18 protein-coding genes are annotated in these 18,525 nt (G+C 39.3%); all 18 read left to right on the top strand.

What is annotated here, in order from left to right:
- The first annotated feature begins 58 nt into the window (after positions 1-58).
- The 18 genes from MKX72_RS20865 (at position 59) to MKX72_RS20780 (ending at position 18,514) form a co-directional block, all read left to right on the top strand.
- Complete coding sequence (locus MKX72_RS20865) at positions 59-1,147, top strand: BMP family lipoprotein (protein ID WP_028411388.1); 1,089 nt, start codon at positions 59-61, stop codon at positions 1,145-1,147.
- Between the two features lie 119 nt (positions 1,148-1,266).
- Positions 1,267-2,796 (top strand): ABC transporter ATP-binding protein, encoded by a 1,530-nt coding sequence (locus MKX72_RS20860; RefSeq protein ID WP_028411387.1) that lies wholly within the window; start codon positions 1,267-1,269, stop codon positions 2,794-2,796.
- Positions 2,793-3,854 carry an ABC transporter permease gene (locus tag MKX72_RS20855; protein WP_014458483.1) on the top strand — a complete coding sequence of 354 codons (1,062 nt, stop codon included), beginning with the start codon at positions 2,793-2,795 and terminating at the stop codon, positions 3,852-3,854. Before MKX72_RS20860 ends, MKX72_RS20855 begins: the two co-directional genes overlap by 4 nt.
- The gene (locus MKX72_RS20850; protein WP_155007675.1) at positions 3,851-4,810 is read left to right on the top strand and encodes an ABC transporter permease; all 960 of its coding nucleotides are present in this window, start codon (positions 3,851-3,853) and stop codon (positions 4,808-4,810) included. The genes MKX72_RS20855 and MKX72_RS20850 overlap by 4 nt, the downstream gene beginning before the upstream one ends.
- A 258-nt stretch (positions 4,811-5,068) precedes the next feature.
- A complete protein-coding gene (yfmF, locus tag MKX72_RS20845) occupies positions 5,069-6,364 on the top strand; it encodes an EF-P 5-aminopentanol modification-associated protein YfmF (RefSeq protein ID WP_028411385.1) in 1,296 nt (431 codons plus the stop codon).
- A complete protein-coding gene (yfmH, locus tag MKX72_RS20840; protein ID WP_186807944.1) occupies positions 6,351-7,634 on the top strand; it encodes an EF-P 5-aminopentanol modification-associated protein YfmH in 1,284 nt (427 codons plus the stop codon). The genes yfmF and yfmH overlap by 14 nt, the downstream gene beginning before the upstream one ends.
- Before the next feature lie 63 nt (positions 7,635-7,697).
- Positions 7,698-8,423, top strand: coding sequence for an elongation factor P 5-aminopentanone reductase (ymfI, locus tag MKX72_RS20835; RefSeq protein WP_155007676.1), 726 nt, complete (start codon positions 7,698-7,700; stop codon positions 8,421-8,423).
- Between the two features lie 65 nt (positions 8,424-8,488).
- Positions 8,489-8,749, top strand: a complete 261-nt coding sequence (locus MKX72_RS20830; protein WP_013058809.1) for a DUF3243 domain-containing protein — start codon at positions 8,489-8,491, stop codon at positions 8,747-8,749.
- 213 nt (positions 8,750-8,962) lie between these two features.
- The gene (locus MKX72_RS20825) at positions 8,963-9,754 is read left to right on the top strand and encodes a DUF3388 domain-containing protein (RefSeq protein WP_013058808.1); all 792 of its coding nucleotides are present in this window, start codon (positions 8,963-8,965) and stop codon (positions 9,752-9,754) included.
- A gap of 12 nt (positions 9,755-9,766) precedes the next feature.
- Complete coding sequence (locus MKX72_RS20820; RefSeq protein WP_235918721.1) at positions 9,767-10,735, top strand: helix-turn-helix domain-containing protein; 969 nt, start codon at positions 9,767-9,769, stop codon at positions 10,733-10,735.
- A gap of 144 nt (positions 10,736-10,879) precedes the next feature.
- Complete coding sequence (gene pgsA, locus MKX72_RS20815) at positions 10,880-11,464, top strand: CDP-diacylglycerol--glycerol-3-phosphate 3-phosphatidyltransferase (protein ID WP_028411382.1); 585 nt, start codon at positions 10,880-10,882, stop codon at positions 11,462-11,464.
- Positions 11,465-11,480: 16 nt separating this feature from the next.
- Positions 11,481-12,722 (top strand): competence/damage-inducible protein A, encoded by a 1,242-nt coding sequence (locus MKX72_RS20810; RefSeq protein WP_028411381.1) that lies wholly within the window; start codon positions 11,481-11,483, stop codon positions 12,720-12,722.
- Between the two features lie 199 nt (positions 12,723-12,921).
- Positions 12,922-13,959 carry a recombinase RecA gene (recA, locus tag MKX72_RS20805; RefSeq protein ID WP_154991800.1) on the top strand — a complete coding sequence of 346 codons (1,038 nt, stop codon included), beginning with the start codon at positions 12,922-12,924 and terminating at the stop codon, positions 13,957-13,959.
- Positions 13,960-14,239: 280 nt separating this feature from the next.
- A complete protein-coding gene (gene rny / locus MKX72_RS20800; protein WP_013058803.1) occupies positions 14,240-15,799 on the top strand; it encodes a ribonuclease Y in 1,560 nt (519 codons plus the stop codon).
- An 81-nt stretch (positions 15,800-15,880) separates the two neighbouring features.
- A complete protein-coding gene (locus MKX72_RS20795; RefSeq protein WP_028411380.1) occupies positions 15,881-16,678 on the top strand; it encodes a TIGR00282 family metallophosphoesterase in 798 nt (265 codons plus the stop codon).
- A gap of 223 nt (positions 16,679-16,901) precedes the next feature.
- Positions 16,902-17,162 carry a stage V sporulation protein SpoVS gene (spoVS, locus tag MKX72_RS20790; RefSeq protein WP_003181955.1) on the top strand — a complete coding sequence of 87 codons (261 nt, stop codon included), beginning with the start codon at positions 16,902-16,904 and terminating at the stop codon, positions 17,160-17,162.
- 75 nt (positions 17,163-17,237) lie between these two features.
- Positions 17,238-18,155: a dipeptidase gene (locus MKX72_RS20785; protein WP_033579803.1), complete on the top strand. Its 918-nt coding sequence runs from the start codon at positions 17,238-17,240 to the stop codon at positions 18,153-18,155.
- Positions 18,156-18,337: 182 nt separating this feature from the next.
- The gene (locus MKX72_RS20780; protein WP_155278273.1) at positions 18,338-18,514 is read left to right on the top strand and encodes a hypothetical protein; all 177 of its coding nucleotides are present in this window, start codon (positions 18,338-18,340) and stop codon (positions 18,512-18,514) included.
- Positions 18,515-18,525 lie beyond the last annotated feature (11 nt).

Here is an 18,525-nt window from a genome sequence, read left to right as displayed (position 1 = left end):
ACAGGGACGAAATAGAAAATTGGCTTTATACTTTTAAAACTATTCAGGGGGTTAAAACATGTTAAAACGTAAAACGGGACTTGCATTATCACTAGTATTAGCGGCAGGAACACTTTTAAGCGCGTGTGGCTCAAACGACGCAGATAAGAGCAGCGGAGATAAAAAAGCAGCGGATTTTAAAGTGGGAATGGTAACAGATACGGGCGGGGTAGATGATAAATCGTTTAACCAATCTGCTTGGGAAGGTCTAACAAAGTTTGGGAAAGACAACGGACTTGATGAAGGGACTGGATACAAATATTTGCAGTCTACAAAAGCATCTGAATACGAGAGCAACCTTTCTAAATTTGCTGAGAGTGGCTACAACTTGACGTATGGAATTGGCTTTTTATTAAAAGAAGACATTAAAAAAGCAGCAAAGCAGTATCCAGATGCTAACTTTGCATTAGTAGACGATACGTTAAAATCAGAAAACTTAGATAACGTGGCGAGCATTCTATTTAAAGAAGAGCAGGGCTCTTTCTTAGTAGGTGTAGTGGCAGCGAAACAAACGAAAACGAACAAAATCGGCTTTATCGGAGGCGTTGAATCTCCATTAATCAAGAAGTTTGAAAACGGATTTAAAGCAGGTGTTAAATCTGTAAACCCAGACGCTGAAGTTATTTCTCAATACGCGGAAAGTTTTAACTCTCCAGAAAAAGGCTCAGCTATCGCTTCTACCATTTACAGCAAAGGCGCTGATATTATTTATCAAGCGGCTGGCGGTACTGGAAACGGCGTATTTACAGAAGCTAAAAACCGTTCAAAAGGCGGTAAAGACAAAAAGGTTTGGGTAATTGGAGTTGACCGCGATCAGCATGAAGAAGGTATGCCTGAAAACGTAACGTTAACTTCGATGGTAAAACGCGTTGACCTGGCTGTAGAAGATGTTGCAAAACAAGCAATGGACGACAAATTCCCAGGCGGTAAAGAGGTTGTGTTTGGCTTAAAAGAAGACGGAGTGGGAATTGCTCCATCACAAGATAATGTAAGCAAAGATGCGTTAAAAGCAGTTGATGAGTATAAGCAAAAAATTCTAGACGGTGACATTACAGTGCCTCAAACGGATAAAGAATTTAAAGAGTTTGAAAAAACGCTTAAAAAATAAGCTGATATCTGTTAAGCAATGATTATATGAGTATAAAAGGCTAGTGAAAACTAGCCTTTTTCATAGCCAAAAAACGGAAGACAGAATCCTGTAGCAGGCAGGAATAGGGAGTGAAAGTAGTGGAATATGTTATTGAAATGCTAGATATTCGCAAAGAGTTTCCCGGTATTGTCGCTAATGACAATATTACACTCCAAGTGAAAAAGGGAGAAATTCATGCTTTGTTAGGAGAAAATGGTGCAGGTAAGTCAACGCTGATGAACGTTTTATTTGGGCTTTATCAGCCTGAAAAAGGGCAGATTCGTGTAAACGGCCAAGAAGTCAAAATCACGGACCCTAACGTAGCGAATGACTTAGGAATTGGAATGGTTCATCAGCATTTTATGCTTGTTCAAAACTTTACAGTCACAGAAAATATTATTCTTGGGAACGAACCGACGCGAACGGGGAAAATCAATATTAAAAAAGCAGCTCAAGATATTCAAGAGCTTTCAAATCAATATGGATTATCGGTAGATCCATATGCGAAGATTCAAGATATCTCAGTTGGCATGCAGCAGCGAGTGGAAATTTTAAAGACGCTTTACAGAGGAGCCGACATTCTTATTTTTGATGAACCTACTGCCGCCTTAACACCTCAGGAAATTACGGAATTAATTCAAATTATGAAAAAATTAATTCAAGAAGGAAAGTCGATTATTTTAATTACGCATAAATTAAAAGAAATTATGTCAGTGTGTGACCGCTGTACAATTATTCGAAAAGGTGTCGGGGTTGGTACGGTAAATGTGCAAGAGACCAACCCTGATGAACTTGCTGCTTTAATGGTAGGAAGAGAAGTACATTTTAAAACTGAAAAGAAAACAGCGACTCCAAAAGAAGCTGTGTTAACAATAAAAGAATTAGTAGTAGAAGACAGCCGAGGAGTAGAGGCTGTAAGTTCACTTGATCTAAGCGTTCGAGCAGGCGAAATTGTAGGCATCGCGGGTGTGGATGGAAATGGCCAAACAGAGCTGATTGAGGCAATTACGGGTCTAAGAAAAATAAAGTCGGGCTCGGTCACGTTAAAAAATCAAGAGTTGTCTACGTTATCCACGCGTAAAATTACGGAGTCAGGAGTAGGACATATTCCGCAGGATCGCCATAAGCACGGGCTTGTATTAGATTATACAATTGGTGAAAATATCGGTCTTCAAACGTATTATCAAAAGCCGATGTCTAAATCAGGTATTTTGAATTATAAAGAGCTGTATAAAAAAGCAAAAGAGTTAATTGCAGAATATGATGTGCGAACCCCTAGTGAATATACGCAAGCGCGATCGCTATCGGGCGGAAATCAGCAAAAAGCCATTATTGCCCGTGAAGTAGACCGCAGTCCGGAACTATTAATTGCAGCTCAGCCAACGAGGGGGCTGGATGTAGGAGCCATTGAATTTATTCATAAAAAGCTGATTGAAGAACGAGATAAAGGACGGGCAGTGCTGCTCGTTTCGCTAGAACTAGATGAAGTAATGAATCTAAGCGATCGCATTGCGGTTATTTATGAAGGGAAAATAGTTGACATTGTAGATCCAAAAGAAACGAATGAACAAGAGTTAGGTCTATTAATGGCAGGCGGTACGCGTGAGAAAGCGGGTGGAACAGCATGAATAAACTTGTGAAAAATGAACGTGTAATGATGATTTTGATCCCTGTTGTATCGGCCATATTAGGACTCATTGCCGGAGCGGTTATTATGTTACTAGGCGGCTATGATCCAATGCTTGGCTATCAATCTCTTTTTGACGGGATGTTTGGAACGCCAAAAGCCATTGGAGAAACGATTCGTGCCATGACTCCTCTTGCTCTGGCCGGTATTGCGGTTGCGTTTGCTTATAAAACCGGTCTCTTTAACATTGGAGTAGAAGGACAGCTTTTAGTTGGCTGGTTGGCTTCAGTATGGGTTGGGTATGCGTTTGATTTACCAGCAGTCATTCATATTCCTTTAGCTGTATTAGCAGCAGCTGCAGCTGGAGCAGTTTGGGCGTTTATTCCAGGATTTTTAAAAGCAAAATTTCATGTTCATGAAGTAATTGTTTCCATCATGATGAACTATATTGCTCTTTACACCACGAGCAGTTTAATCCGTACGTATTTATACGCGGGTAATGAAAAATCGTATGATATTAAAGAATCGGCATCTTTAGCATCAAGCTTTTTAGCACAGTTAACCAATAACTCCCGCCTTCATTACGGCATTCTTATTACCATCGCTGCAGCCGTCGTAATGTGGTTTATTTTGAATAAAACAGCTAAGGGATTCGAGCTAAGAGCCGTTGGTTTTAATCAGCATGCTTCACAGTATGCAGGAATGAATGTAGGCCGAAACATTGTGTTATCCATGGCTATTTCAGGCGCTTTTGCCGGGCTTGCCGGAGCTATGGAAGGGCTTGGAACATTTCAATATATGGGCACATTCACTGCGTTTACGGGTACGGGATTTGACGGTATCGCCGTAGCCCTTTTAGGAGCTAACAGCGCAATTGGAATTTTATTAGCTTCATTCTTTTTCGGAGGACTGCAAACTGCGGCTCCTCAAATGAACTTTATGACAGGCGTACCGTCTGAATTAATTCAAATTGTCATTGCGCTTATTATCTTTTTTGTTGCATCTAGTTATTTAATTCGCTGGGTGCTTGGCCGTGCAGGCAAGGGGGGAGCAAAATGAACTTCTTAGAGGTGTTAGCCATTATTATTCCAGCGGCGCTATATTCAGCTGCACCGCTTATCTTTACCGCGCTCGGAGGGATATTTAGTGAACGTTCCGGGGTCGTGAACATTGGATTAGAAGGGCTGATGATGTTTGGCGCGTTCACAGGTATTGTTTCAACCCTTTTACTTCAGGATTCATTAGGTGCTTGGGCCCCGTGGGTAGCAATAGTAATTGCGGCTGTTGTTTGCGCTGTGTTCTCGCTGATTCATGCTGTTGCAAGCATTACATTAAAAGCAGATCAAACTGTAAGTGGTGTAGCCCTGAATTTTCTAGCTGCGGGTCTTTCAATCTTTTTAATCAAAAAGATTTTTGGGAAAGGACAAACAGATTTTATTCAATTCCGTATCGATAAAGTAAGTATTCCAGGTTTATCAGACATTCCAGTAATCGGTAAAATTCTGTTTTCGAACGTTCCTATTACGTCTTATATTGCGATTGCGCTAGCTTTTGGTGTATGGTACATCATTTATAAAACGCCGTTTGGTCTCCGTCTTCGTTCAGTTGGTGAACACCCAATGGCAGCAGACACGATGGGGATCAAAGTTGTGAGAATGCGTTACGTTGGCGTTATGATTTCCGGCATGTTCGCTGGAATCGGCGGAGCGGTGTATGCCACGTCTATCGCTACAAACTTTGCAGCGGGAACGATTGCTGGACAAGGGTTCCTTGCTATTGCGGCCATGATTTTCGGGAAGTGGCATCCTATTGGTGCTTTAGGTGCAGCCATGTTTTTCGGATTAGCACAGTCTTTGAGTATCACGGGAGCTCAGATTCCGGTTATTCAAGATATCCCATCCGTCCTTTTAACCATTGCACCGTACGTATTAACAATCTTAGCGCTTACTGGTTTTGTAGGACGTGCTGAGGCTCCTAAAGCGCTGGGCGTTCCTTATGAAAAAGGCCGCCGCTAATAAATCCTCTATACGAGGTCTAACAATGACTAAAGTTGGATAAATATAGAAGGTGGAGACAAAGAAATCATATTCTTTTCTCCGCCTTTTTTTCATTGAGAGAAAGAATATGAAAAGAAATGAGGAAGCGCGCGGCAAGTTACTTGAAAATGTTTCCTTGAATTCGATATAGTGGTTATAAGACTAAAATTAGCGTTAAAGATTCAAAATAGAAGTATTGTCTAGTTAATACATCAAAATTTAAAAGGAGGTTTATATATGAAATTATTGACTGAACAAAAACATGAACTAGAAGGATTGACTGTTCATACCATTCAAACAGCTAAGTACAAAACAAACACGTTCATTTTAAAACTAAATGCCCCTTTAGATAAGAAAACGGTGACAATGCGTGCCCTTTTACCTTATGTGCTTCAAAGCGCTACCGAGTCGCTGCCGTCTACGACAAAGCTTCGTACATATTTAGATGAGCTTTATGGTGCTACTTTACAAGTAGACTTAACAAAAAAAGGTGATAACCACGATATTACGATTCGCATTGATATAGCGAATGAAAAATATTTGAAAGATTCAACTCCGCTTTTGCAAAAAGCGTTAGCGCTTCTTGGCGATATTTTATTAAAGCCAGCAGTTGAAGGGGACTCTTTTTTAACGGATATTATGACAAAAGAAAAGCGTTCGCTTCGTCAGCGAATTCAAGCCGTATTTGATGATAAAATGCGCTATGCTAATTTAAGACTAGTTGAAGAAATGTGTAAGGAAGAACCTTACTCTTTACATGTAAACGGTCAAATTGACGATGTGGAAGAAATTACAGGTGAAAGTTTGTACGCTTATTATCAGCAGGTGTTAAAAGAAGATGCCATTCACCTTTATGCTATTGGAGATTTGCAAGTCGAAGAGGTTTTACAAACAGTAAAAGAAACATTTACTTTACCAAAGCGCGAGCAAAAAGACATTGAAGATTCTATCACGTCTAAAGAGATCTCAAACGTAAATGAAGTGGTGGAAAAACAAGAAGTCAAACAAGGGAAATTAAATATTGGCTATCGTACAAACGTTGTATACGGAGATAGACAGTATTTTGCTCTTCAAGTATTCAATGGGATATTCGGAGGGTTCTCACATTCCAAGCTATTTATTAACGTGCGTGAAAAAGCGAGCTTAGCTTACTATGCTGCTTCGAGAGTAGAGAGTCATAAAGGATTACTAATGGTCATGTCGGGTATTGATGCTAAAAATTACGACCAAGCTGTTACGATTATTAAAGAACAAATGCAGGAAATGAAACAAGGATCGTTTACAGACGGCGAAATCGCTCAAACGAAAGCCGTTATTCACAACCAGCTGCTTGAAACGGTGGATACTCCACGAGGACTAGTAGAGGTTATGTATCATAATGAATTAACGGGTAAAGATATTTCAATTGATGAATACTTAAAGCATATTGATGCGGTATCTAAGCAGGAAATTATTAAAGTGGCTGAGAAAATTGAAATGGATACAATTTATTTCTTAACAGGAACGGGCGGTGAAGAAAATGGAGAAAATTGAATTTTCGCAGCTTCAAGAACAGCTGTATCATGAAAAAATGGATAACGGGCTGCAGGTATACATTTTGCCAAAACCGGAGTTTAACAAAACGTTTGCCACTTTTACAACAAACTACGGATCGATTGACAATCAATTTGTACCGCTAAATGAAAATGAAATGACAAAAGTTCCGGATGGAATTGCCCACTTTTTAGAGCATAAATTATTTGAAAAAGAAGACGGAGATGTCTTTCAGCAGTTTAGTAAACAAGGTGCTTCGGCCAATGCATTTACTTCTTTTACCCGCACAGCTTACTTATTCAGCTGTACATCTAACTTTGAAGAAAATCTTGAAACATTAGTGGACTTTGTACAAGAGCCGTACTTCTCAGAAAAAACGGTAGAAAAAGAAAAGGGCATTATCGGTCAAGAAATTACAATGTATGACGACAATCCGGACTGGCGCTTGTATTTTGGTACCATTCAAAATATGTACAAAAACCATCCTGTTAAAATTGATATTGCTGGCACGATCGAATCAATTTCACATATTAATAAAGATTTACTGTACACATGCTATGAAACGTTTTATCATCCGAGCAACATGCTGTTGTTCATTGTAGGTCCTGTTGATGCGGAAAAAGTAATGACGCAAGTTCGAGACAATCAGCAGAAAAAAGATTATAAAGAAATCTCTGACATACAGCGTCATTTTGACGAAGAGCCTGAAACGGTGGATCAAGAAAAACAAGTATTAAAAATGCCGGTGCAGTCTTCGAAATGTATGGTGGGTCTAAAAGCGAAAAATCCGCAGCGTTCAGGCGGAGAAATGCTTAAATACGAGTTAGCAATGAATATCATTTTAGATTATGCATTTGGAAAAAGCTCTTCGTACTATGAGGAGTTGTATGCAGACGGACTCATTGATGAAACGTTTGCGTATGATTATACGGAGGAAAGAGGATTTGGTTTTGCTCTTATCGGAGGAGATACGGATCAACCGGAACAGCTGTATGATCGAGTTAAACAAATTTTACTTGAAATGAAAACAAAATCACTAACAGAAGAGGAACTTGAACGTATTCGTAAAAAGAAAATCGGCGGATTTTTACGTTCATTAAACTCACCTGAGTTTATCGCTAATCAGTTTACACGCTATGCGTTTAATGATATGAATTTATTTGATATTGTTGAAACGCTAGAAAAACTGAAGGTAAACGAAATAAAAGATGTGCTAAACGAGATTATTGATGAAAAGAACTTTACGGTTTGTGAAGTAGTACCTAAATAAAGATGATTGTTGCCAAAAAAGCTGATGTTCATCAGCTTTTTTGCATGTAAAGGAGAGAAGGCTATGGAGAAATTTGCCCTTGTGACAGGTGCAAGCGGAGGAATTGGCACAGCGATTGCTAAGCAATTGGCTGAAGATGGATACTCGCTTATTTTGCACTATCATCAACGAAAAGACAAAATAGAGGCGCTTGCACATGAGCTAGCTGAAAAGGTGAAAACCGTGTTTACAGTACAAGCGGATTTATCATGTAAAGAGGGAGTGGAGAAGTTGTTAAAGGAGATTATTGTTCCGGTAGAAGTTATTATTCATAACAGCGGACGAAGCGTTAGCGGGTTAATGACAGATGCTTCGGCAAATGAAACCGAAGAAATGATCTATCTTCACATCACGGCTCCCTTTGTTATTACAAAAGCTTTGCTGCCTAAAATGATCAGTGCTAAAAGCGGACAAATTATCATGATTTCTTCCATTTGGGGACTTACAGGAGCTTCGTTTGAAGTTCTTTATTCAATGGTAAAAGGCGCCCAAAATACGTTTGTAAAAGCTTTGGCAAAAGAGGTTGCATTAAGTGGAATTCGCGTCAATGGAGTTGCGCCCGGAGCGATTGAAACGGATATGATGGCCAGCTATTCAAAAGAAGAGGTTAAAGAGCTGGCTGAAGAGATCCCTTTAGGAAGAATAGGATATCCAAAAGAAGTGGCAGATGCGGTTTCATATTTAATATCTTCACGTGCTTCGTATATAACTGGACAAATATTATCGGTTAATGGCGGTTGGTACATATAAAGTGTGCATAAAATTAAAAACAAGGTACAAACTATGATATGAATAAACCTTAAGGAGGGCTACTCATGTCAGTATTAGAAAACTGGGATAGCTGGAAAGATTTTTTAGGCGACCGTTTACATCATGCACAAAACGAAGGAATGCAAGAAGAAGTTATTCATGATCTTGCTTATCAAATTGGTGGATATTTAGCAAACCAAGTTGATGCAAAAAATGATCAAGAGCGAATTTTAGCAGACCTTTGGAGCGTTGCTTCTAAAGAAGAGCAGCATGCGATTGCGAGCAGCATGGTGAAATTAGTTCAAAATAACGGATCAGTAAAATAAGTTATCGTTTCTAAAAAGGAGCTAATTCACCGCGTGTGAAAGCTCCTTTTTTCTTAGAATTAAATAGTACAAATAAATAAGCGCTTACATACATAACAAATGTAGAACTACTTGCCTTTAGGGTTTATAATATAATGGAAATCATTTATAGTTAAACTAGGTGAAAAAAAGGGGGCACCTCTCGAAGGCCAGCCAAGAAATGGGAGGGGTTTGATGGAGAAAATTGAGTGGTATTTAGAATATCAAATACAAAAAAATCGTCCGGGTCTTTTAGGTGATATTTCATCGCTTCTTGGAATGTTGTCAATTAATATTGTCACAATTAATGGAGTGGATGATATTCGCCGTGGATTATTGCTGCGCTGTGATTCACATGAGCAAATAGACAGGCTTGAATCTATTTTGAAAACAATGGATAATATTATTGTGACAAAAATGAGACCGCCTAAATTGCGTGATAAGTTAGCAGTGCGTCACGGTCGCTATATTCAGCGTGACGCAGATGATAAAAAGACATTCCGTTTCGTAAGAGATGAATTAGGTTTGCTCGTAGATTTTATGGCGGAACTGTTTAAACAAGACGGTCATAAGCTTATCGGTATTCGAGGTATGCCGCGAGTAGGCAAAACCGAATCGATTGTAGCAGCTAGCGTATGTGCGAACAAAAGGTGGCTTTTTGTGTCTTCTACACTCTTAAAACAAACGATTCGCAGTCAGCTTATTGCTGACGAATACAACGCTGATAATATTTTTATCATTGACGGGATTGTATCGACAAAACGAGCGAATGAAAAGCACTGGCAGCTTGTTCGAGAAGTAATGAATGTACCCGCGACAAAAATCGTGGAGCATCCGGATGTATTTGTACAAAATACCGAGTATTCGTTAGATGATTTTGCCTACATTATTGAAATAAGAAATGACCCCAATGAGAAGATTACATATGAAATAATGGAAGGTCCTCAAATGTTTCAAGACGGTGGATTATCGATGTTTGATTTTTAGCATAATTGGTAGGTGTTAGCATTGACAGAGTTAGGACAAAGGTTAAGACAAGAACGAGAAAGCAAAGGATTGTCGTTAGAGGATTTACAAAAACTAACGAAAATTCAAAAACGCTATTTACTTGGCATTGAAGAAGGCAATTATGAGGTTATGCCAGGGAAATTTTACGTACGAGCGTTTATTAAGCAATACTGCGAAGCAATTGGGTTGGACACAGATGCTATTTTTGAAGAATACAAATCAGACATTCCTTCAACTCAAACAGAAGACATGCCGCAGCAGCTTTCGCGCGTTCGCAGCCGCAAAGAAATTCCTCAGCATACAAAAGGAGTTTCAAAAGCATATGACTACCTTCCAACTGTTCTAGTGGTGGCGGGAGTTGTAGTTGTTGGGATTATTATTTGGGTAATCGCTCAAAATATCGTCTCGGATAAAAACAAGGAGCAGGCTAACCAAGAAGCTCCAAACAGCGAAGTTCAGCAGTCTAACACGCAGGAAGAAACGAATGAAACTACTGCAAAAAATGACAATAGCAAGTCAGAAGATGAACAAAGTGCTGCTGATAAGAAAGAACAAGAAAAAGAAAAAGCTGAAAAAGAAAAAGCCGCAAAAGAAAAAGCTGAAAAAGAAAAGAAAGACAGCGGTAAACAAGAATACAAGGAAGTTCAAAAAACAGGCAGAAGTGCTACGTATGCTCTTTCCGGTACAGATGCATTTAACCTAGAAGTAACATCCACTCAAGCAGATACTTGGTTAGATGTGAAAAATGGAAAAGGAAATGCTCTCTTTAGCTCCATTCTAAAAAAAGGTGAAACAAAAGAATTTGATTTGACGAAAGAAACGGAAGCTCGTGTCAACATCGGTTATTCACCTGGAGTAGAGTTAAAAGTAAATGGAAAAGCGGTTGACTTGCCGTTTGATTCATCCAAGCAAGTTCGACAAGTTGTAACGATTCAATATCAGCCGGCAGAAGCACAGTAAACAGCCTGTTTTAAAAAGTGGTCAGGGTGTAAATAAAGATAATATGTGAATTAAACACTCATTCACGCTATAATAAAACCAAAGCCGTGCAAACAACTTCGTTTGCACGCTTTCAGTTTGTAACAGTAATTGGAGGCAGAAGAAGTGAATTTACCAAACAAGATTACCATTTCGCGAATTTTTCTAATTCCCGTATTCCTCATTTTTATGATGGTGCCGCTACCATTTGGCACAGTAGAGGCAGCAGGAAAAGAGATTCCGATCGCTCATCTATTAGGGGCGGCATTATTTATTATTGCATCTACAACAGACTGGATCGACGGATACTATGCAAGAAAGTACGATTTAGTCACGAACTTGGGCAAGTTTTTAGATCCACTAGCAGACAAGCTGTTGGTTTCAGCTGCGCTTGTAGCTATTGTTGACTTAGATTTAATTGCAGGTGCAGGATGGGCTGCTATCATCATTATTAGCCGTGAATTTGCTATCACAGGTTTAAGACTTGTACTAGCAGGGGAAGGAGAAGTTGTAGCAGCCAATATGTTAGGTAAAATTAAAACATGGACTCAAATTTTAGCTATTTCAGCTATTCTGTTGTACAACTTGCCTTTTGAATGGATTTCCATTCCGTTTGCTAGCGTAATGCTTTGGATCTCAGTGATTTTTACGGTTATTTCAGGCTGGGACTACTTTGCTAAAAACAAACAGGCTTTTGTTAATTCAAAATAAGTAAGATGGAGATGATATGATGAACGCTGAAATTATTGGAGTCGGCTCTGAGCTGCTGCTTGGGCAAATTGCCAATACAAACGCTCAGTATTTATCGAAAAAATTAGCCGAACTTGGAATTAATGTTTACTATCATACAGTAGTAGGAGATAATGCACAGCGCTTGAAAGAAGTGATTGCTACAGCTCAAACACGTGCAGAGTTAATTATTTTCACAGGCGGGCTTGGTCCTACAAAAGATGATTTAACAAAAGAAACAATTGCGAGTGTGCTAGGAGTAGAGTTGACAACAAATGCGGAAGCACTTGAAAGCATTGAAGCCTATTTCAAACAGTCAAATCGTATCATGACACCTAACAATAAAAAACAGGCAATTGTACTTGAAGGTTCGACAGTGCTCCCTAATGATTACGGAATGGCTCCAGGTATGGGGCTTACAGTAGAGGGAAAACACTATATGCTATTCCCAGGGCCGCCAAAAGAGCTCTATCCAATGTATGAAGCATATGGTCAAGAATTTTTAGCTCAAAAGCTTGAATTAAAAGAAAGTATTGAATCACGCGTTCTTCGTTTTTTCGGAATAGGAGAATCACAGCTTGAGACGGAAATTGAAGATTTGCTTGATGCGCAAACAAACCCGACGATTGCACCGCTTGCAGGAGATGGAGAAGTGACGCTTCGCTTAACTGCTAAGCACGCTGATGCTGCTGAAGCACAGCGCATGTTAGACGAAGTGGAAAAAACCATTTCAGAGCGCGTAGGCGAGTATTTATATGGATACGAAGCAACTTCTTTACATAATGAATTGGTAAAAGAATTAACGGCACAAGGCTTGACGATTGCTTCAGCCGAAAGTTTAACCGGCGGGTTATTCAGCGAACGTTTAACAACTGTTTCAGGTGCTGGAGAAGTTGTTAAAGGCAGCCTGGTAGCCTATCATTATGAAATCAAGCAAAATATTCTCGGAGTGAGCGAACACACGCTGAATCAGTACGGAGCCGTTAGCGAGCAGTGCGCGGCTGAAATGGCTCAGCGTATTCAACAGTTATACAAAACGGATATTGGCATCGGTTTTACGGGTGTAGCTGGACCCTCTAAACAAGAAGGACACCCTGTAGGAACAGTGCATATAGGGGTCGCTTATAAGGATCAAACTCCTCAAGTTTACAGCTTGCAGCTATCTGGAAGCCGCCAAGGAATTCGTTCACGAACGGTTAATTACGGCTGTCATTACGTATTGAAGACGATAAAAAAATAAAGAAAAAAGGCTGCTTAGTTTTACCAAAGCAGCCTTTTTTTAATTTTATAAAAAACGAACATTTATTCGCTTTTTGCTTGTCAAACGACCCAAAAACTAGTATAGTAAGTTATAGAAAGTTGTTAATTCGACATTGCTACTACATCGTAGTAAGTTTGCAGTTTATAGATGATTTCAAAGAGATAGAGGAGGAAATTGAGTGAACGATCGTCAAGCAGCCCTTGATATGGCTTTAAAGCAAATTGAAAAGCAATTTGGTAAAGGTTCAATTATGAAATTAGGTGAACAAACGGAAAAAAGAATTTCTACAATTCCAAGTGGTTCATTAGCATTAGATATAGCTTTAGGCGTAGGTGGATATCCACGTGGACGTGTGGTGGAAGTATATGGCCCAGAAAGCTCAGGTAAAACAACAGTTGCTCTTCACGCGATTGCAGAAGTTCAACAGCAGGGCGGACAGGCTGCATTTATCGATGCGGAGCACGCGTTAGATCCTGTATATGCTCAAAAATTAGGTGTTAATATTGATGAGCTGTTATTATCTCAGCCTGATACAGGAGAACAAGCTTTAGAAATCGCAGAAGCTTTAGTTCGAAGCGGCGCAGTAGATATTATTGTTGTTGACTCAGTAGCAGCGTTAGTGCCAAAAGCGGAAATTGAAGGAGAAATGGGAGACTCTCACGTGGGTCTACAAGCTCGTTTAATGTCTCAAGCATTGCGTAAACTATCTGGAGCTATTAACAAGTCTAAAACAATCGCTATCTTTATTAACCAAATTCGTGAAAAAGTCGGCGTAATGTTTGGTAACCCTGAAACAACTCCTGGTGGACGTGCGCTTAAATTCTACTCTTCAGTGCGTCTAGAAGTGCGTCGTGCAGAGCAGTTAAAGCAAGGAAATGATATCGTAGGTAACAAAACAAGAATTAAAGTTGTGAAAAATAAAGTAGCTCCGCCTTTCCGTGCTGCCGAAGTAGATATTATGTACGGAGAAGGTATTTCAAAAGAGGGTGAAATTTTGGATATCGCTTCTGAACTAGATATTGTCCAAAAAAGTGGATCTTGGTATTCATATAATGACGAGCGTCTAGGTCAAGGTCGTGAAAATGCAAAGCAATTCTTAAAAGAAAATACTGATATTCGTCAGGAAATTGCGGGACAAGTGCGTGAACATCATGGTTTAGACCAAGATGCAGAGCCAGCTCCTGAGGATGACGATCAAGGCGATTTAAATATTTAATTTGCTGCGAGATAAAAAAAGACTCCTCTATTTCAAAGAAGGGGTCTTTTTTTTGTAAAAATTGTTAATGCTAGAAAAGTAACATACGAAATTTCAATATATACTGTAGAGGCAGGCTTGACAATAAAAATGCACAGATTTACAATTAAGATGTATATTTTCCCTTTTTAAAACATTTTAGCGTTTAAAAGCCTTTGTGTGTATATTGAAAGGTGAATACGATGTACATGCCGACATGAAATTTAAAACTTACAAGTTTATAGCAAGGGGAGGTGAAATGATGGATACTAATACAATCATCTTCGCTTTGCTTGGCCTAATCGTCGGTGCAGTTGTTGGCTTTTTTGTTTGTAAATCGATTGCTGAAGCTAAAATTGCGGGAGCAAAGTCTAGTGCAGAACAAATTATTGATGAAGGAACCCGCGAGGCGGAAGCTTTGAAAAAAGAAGCTTTACTAGAAGCGAAGGATGAAATCCATCAGCTTCGTACAGAGGCAGAACAAGATATTCGTGATCGTCGAGCAGAACTTCAAAAACAAGAAAATCGATTAATGCAAAAAGAGGAAAATCTTGATCGTAAAGACGAATCACTTGATAAACGTGAAGCGTTACTTGAAAAGAAAGATGATTCTCTTACTGTTAAACAACAGCATATTGAAGAGATGGAAAGCAAAGTTGAAGAAGTAGTACGTGCACAGCAAACAGAGCTAGAGCGCATTTCAAGCTTAACAAGAGAAGATGCAAGAGCGATTATTTTAGATCGTGTTGAAAATGAACTTTCCCACGACATTGCAATAATGGTAAAAGAAACAGAAAACCGTGCAAAAGAAGACGCCGATAAAAAGGCGAAAGAAATTCTTTCACTTGCTATTCAGCGTTGCGCAGCAGATCATGTTGCTGAAACGACTGTCTCAGTTGTTAACTTGCCAAATGACGAAATGAAAGGCCGAATTATCGGTCGAGAAGGTCGAAACATCCGTACGCTTGAAACTTTGACAGGAATTGATCTTATTATTGATGATACGCCAGAAGCAGTTATTTTATCAGGATTTGACCCAATTCGTCGTGAGACAGCAAGAATTGCACTTGATAAACTCGTTCAAGATGGTCGTATCCATCCCGCACGTATTGAAGAAATGGTTGAAAAATCTCGCCGCGAAGTGGACGAATATATTCGTGAAGTCGGTGAACAAACGACGTTTGAAGTCGGTGTTCACGGGTTGCATCCAGACTTGATGAAAATTCTTGGTCGCTTAAAATTCAGAACAAGCTATGGTCAAAATGTGCTGAAACATTCAATGGAAGTAGCTCATTTATCAGGACTTATGGCTGCTGAATTAGGTGAAGATGAAACGTTAGCCAAACGAGCAGGATTGTTACATGATATTGGTAAAGCAATTGACCATGAGGTAGAAGGAAGCCACGTAGAAATCGGTGTTGAATTAGCTACAAAGTATAAAGAACATCCGGTTGTTATTAACGCGATTGCTTCTCACCATGGAGATACAGAACCAACATCAATCATTGCTGTACTAGTTGCAGCAGCGGATGCATTATCTGCTGCAAGACCAGGTGCTCGCAGTGAGACGTTAGAAAACTACATTCGTCGTCTTGAAAAGTTAGAAGAAATTTCAGAGTCTTATGAAGGCGTTGAAAAATCATTTGCAATTCAAGCAGGGCGTGAAGTTCGTATTATGGTGAAACCAGATACGATTGGTGATCTAGAAGCGCATCGACTTGCTCGAGATATCCGAAAACGAATTGAAGATGAGCTGGATTATCCTGGCCACATCAAAGTAACGGTTATTCGCGAAACAAGAGCAGTAGAGTATGCAAAATAAAAATGAAGTGGCGTTTCGCCACTTTATTTTTTTTCGTAGAGATGAAGATGCAGATTAAGAATGAAGTATAGGAGCTTTTACATGAGAATTTTATTTATTGGAGACGTAGTTGGTTCTCCAGGCCGTGAAATGGTTGAAGAATATTTACCGAGATTAAAAAGAAAATACTCTCCGGGACTTACAATTGTGAATGGAGAAAATGCAGCTTCAGGAAAAGGAATTACCGAAAAGATTTATCGTCAGTTCTTACAAGCAGGGGCTAACATTATTACTCTTGGTAACCATGCGTGGGACAAACGTGAAATTTTTGATTTTATTGACGATGCAAAAAATCTTGTTCGTCCAGCAAATTTTCCTGAAGGTACACCGGGCAAAGGAATTACGTATTTTACGTACAATCAGCTTGAGGTAGCCGTGATTAATTTACAAGGGCGTACGTTTATGGCTCCGCTCGATTGTCCATTTCAAAAAGCAGATGAATTAATTGAAGAAGCACGCCAGCGCACTCCGCTTATTTTTATTGATTTTCATGCTGAAACAACAAGTGAAAAGCAAGCGATTAGCTGGTATGTGGACGGTCGTGTCAGCGCTGTTGTCGGCACTCATACGCACGTTCAAACAGCTGACAATCGTATATTGCCAAAAGGAACAGCCTACATCTCTGACGTAGGAATGACGGGACCTTATGACGGCATTTTAGGGATGGAGCGCGAAGCTGTTATTAAGCGTTTTTTAACGTCTCTTCCTGTTCGATTTGAAGTGCCAAAAGAAGGAAGAACGCAGCTTAGTGGAATCGTTATTGATATTGATCAAAAGACGGGGAAAGCAACAAAAACAGAGCGAATTTTAATTAACGAAGATCATCCGTTTTTTGAATAAAGGGAAAAAGTCAATGTGTCGAAAGGCGATACATTGGCTTTTTTATTTTGTCAAAAACGTAAAAAGAAAAAAGAAAGGTGTAGAAATATAAGTTTTTGAATATTTAGGAAAAACAAGCAGGAATACGTTTGACATATCGTGAATATAGTAACATTGAAATCAATTAAGTCATTGGTCTAATGATCTCTCATCATACATTGTAAAGAATAAGGAGGAGCTAGATATGGAAATATTAAAAGTTTCAGCAAAGTCTAATCCAAATTCAGTTGCTGGTGCCTTAGCAGGCGTGCTGCGCGAACGCGGCGCAGCAGAAATTCAAGCCATTGGGGCCGGGGCACTTAATCAAGCAGTAAAAGCTGTAGCAATCGCAAGAGGGTTCGTTGCACCAAGTGGGGTTGATTTAATCTGCATCCCAGCTTTTACAGATATTCAAATTGATGGAGAAGAGCGAACAGCCATTAAATTAATTGTAGAGCCGCGATAATTATAAAAACCACGGACCTGTAAAGCATAGAAGCCAAACAGGTCCTTTTTGTATAGAGTTAAAGGGGTGTTGGTTGTGATATTTGATGCTCATTGTGATGTATTAATGAAGCTCTGGTTAAATAAACGTTTATCTTTTACATATGATTCAGCGCTGCATGTTACGTTAGAAGGCATAAAAAAAGCAAAAGGGAAAGTTCAGCTATTCGCTATTTATATTCCAGAAGCGGTTCCGGCAGCTCAGCGCTTTGATGTTGCGTTAGAAATGATTCAGCTGTTTCAGAGTCATATTTTATCGCTTCCCGGTGTAAAATGGGTTCGTTCAAAGCGCGATATAGATAGCTTGAAAAAAGGTGAACTTGGAGCCATGCTGACGCTTGAAGGGTGCGATGCCATTGATACAAGTTTAGTTCGCTTAAAGACACTTTTTTCACTGGGTGTACGTTCAGTAGGCTTGACATGGAATTACAGCAATGCTGTATGTGATGGTATTTTAGAACCTCGAGGTGCGGGGTTATCGTCTTTTGGAAGAGAAGTTGTTGAATTGAATAATGAACATAAAGTATGGACGGATGTCTCTCATTTATCAGTAAGAGGTTTTTGGGATGTGATTGAGCTAGCACAATATGTAGTGGCTACTCATTCCAATTCACACGTATTGTGTTCTCATCCCCGGAATTTAAGAGACGATCAAATTCATGCTTTAATAAAGCGAAACGGCGTGATTGGTATTACGTTTGTCCCTGAATTTTTAACGAGTTCTGCCAAAGCGCACATAGCGGATGTGATCCGTCATCTTGATTACATATGTGAAAGAGGAGGCGAATACTCCGTTGGTTTTGGCTCAGACTTTGACGGCATTGACAAAACGGTTTATCGTCTCGGAAGATATGAACAGTATACGAATTTAATTGAAGAACTCCTTAAGTATTACACTGAGGAGCAGGTAAAACGTTTTCTGTTTCAAAACTTTGCCGATCGTGTATGCAACTAATAAAAAAAGAGCTTTTTCTTTTTGGAAAGCTCTTTTTATAGAAGTTATTTATATAATAATACCTCATGTGAAGGCAGAAAAGATCATTAAAAAACTTCATCTTATTCATTAAATATAAATATAATTAAAACGATTGAGAATTCAATGGAAAGGGTTGCATTTTTCTGGCAATCGGAATAAAATTGAAAACGGATTATGGAGCTGTTCAAGCAGAAACGTATCCTGCACAGCGACAAGGTGCTGTGGGAGTTTTGCGGATGATTTTTGTTCGTGAAATGCAGAAGCAAATGAAATCGTTTGCTAATTTACTTTTTTCAGTTTTTATCAATAAAATAGATTTCTATATTAAGAGCAATTAAAGGAGTGGCGT

Source organism: Priestia sp. FSL R5-0597 (assembly GCF_038006305.1).
In the GTDB taxonomy this organism is placed as follows: domain Bacteria; phylum Bacillota; class Bacilli; order Bacillales; family Bacillaceae_H; genus Priestia; species Priestia zanthoxyli.
Note: the sequence above shows the minus strand (reverse complement) of the source record. Positions and strands in the feature narration are given on the sequence as shown.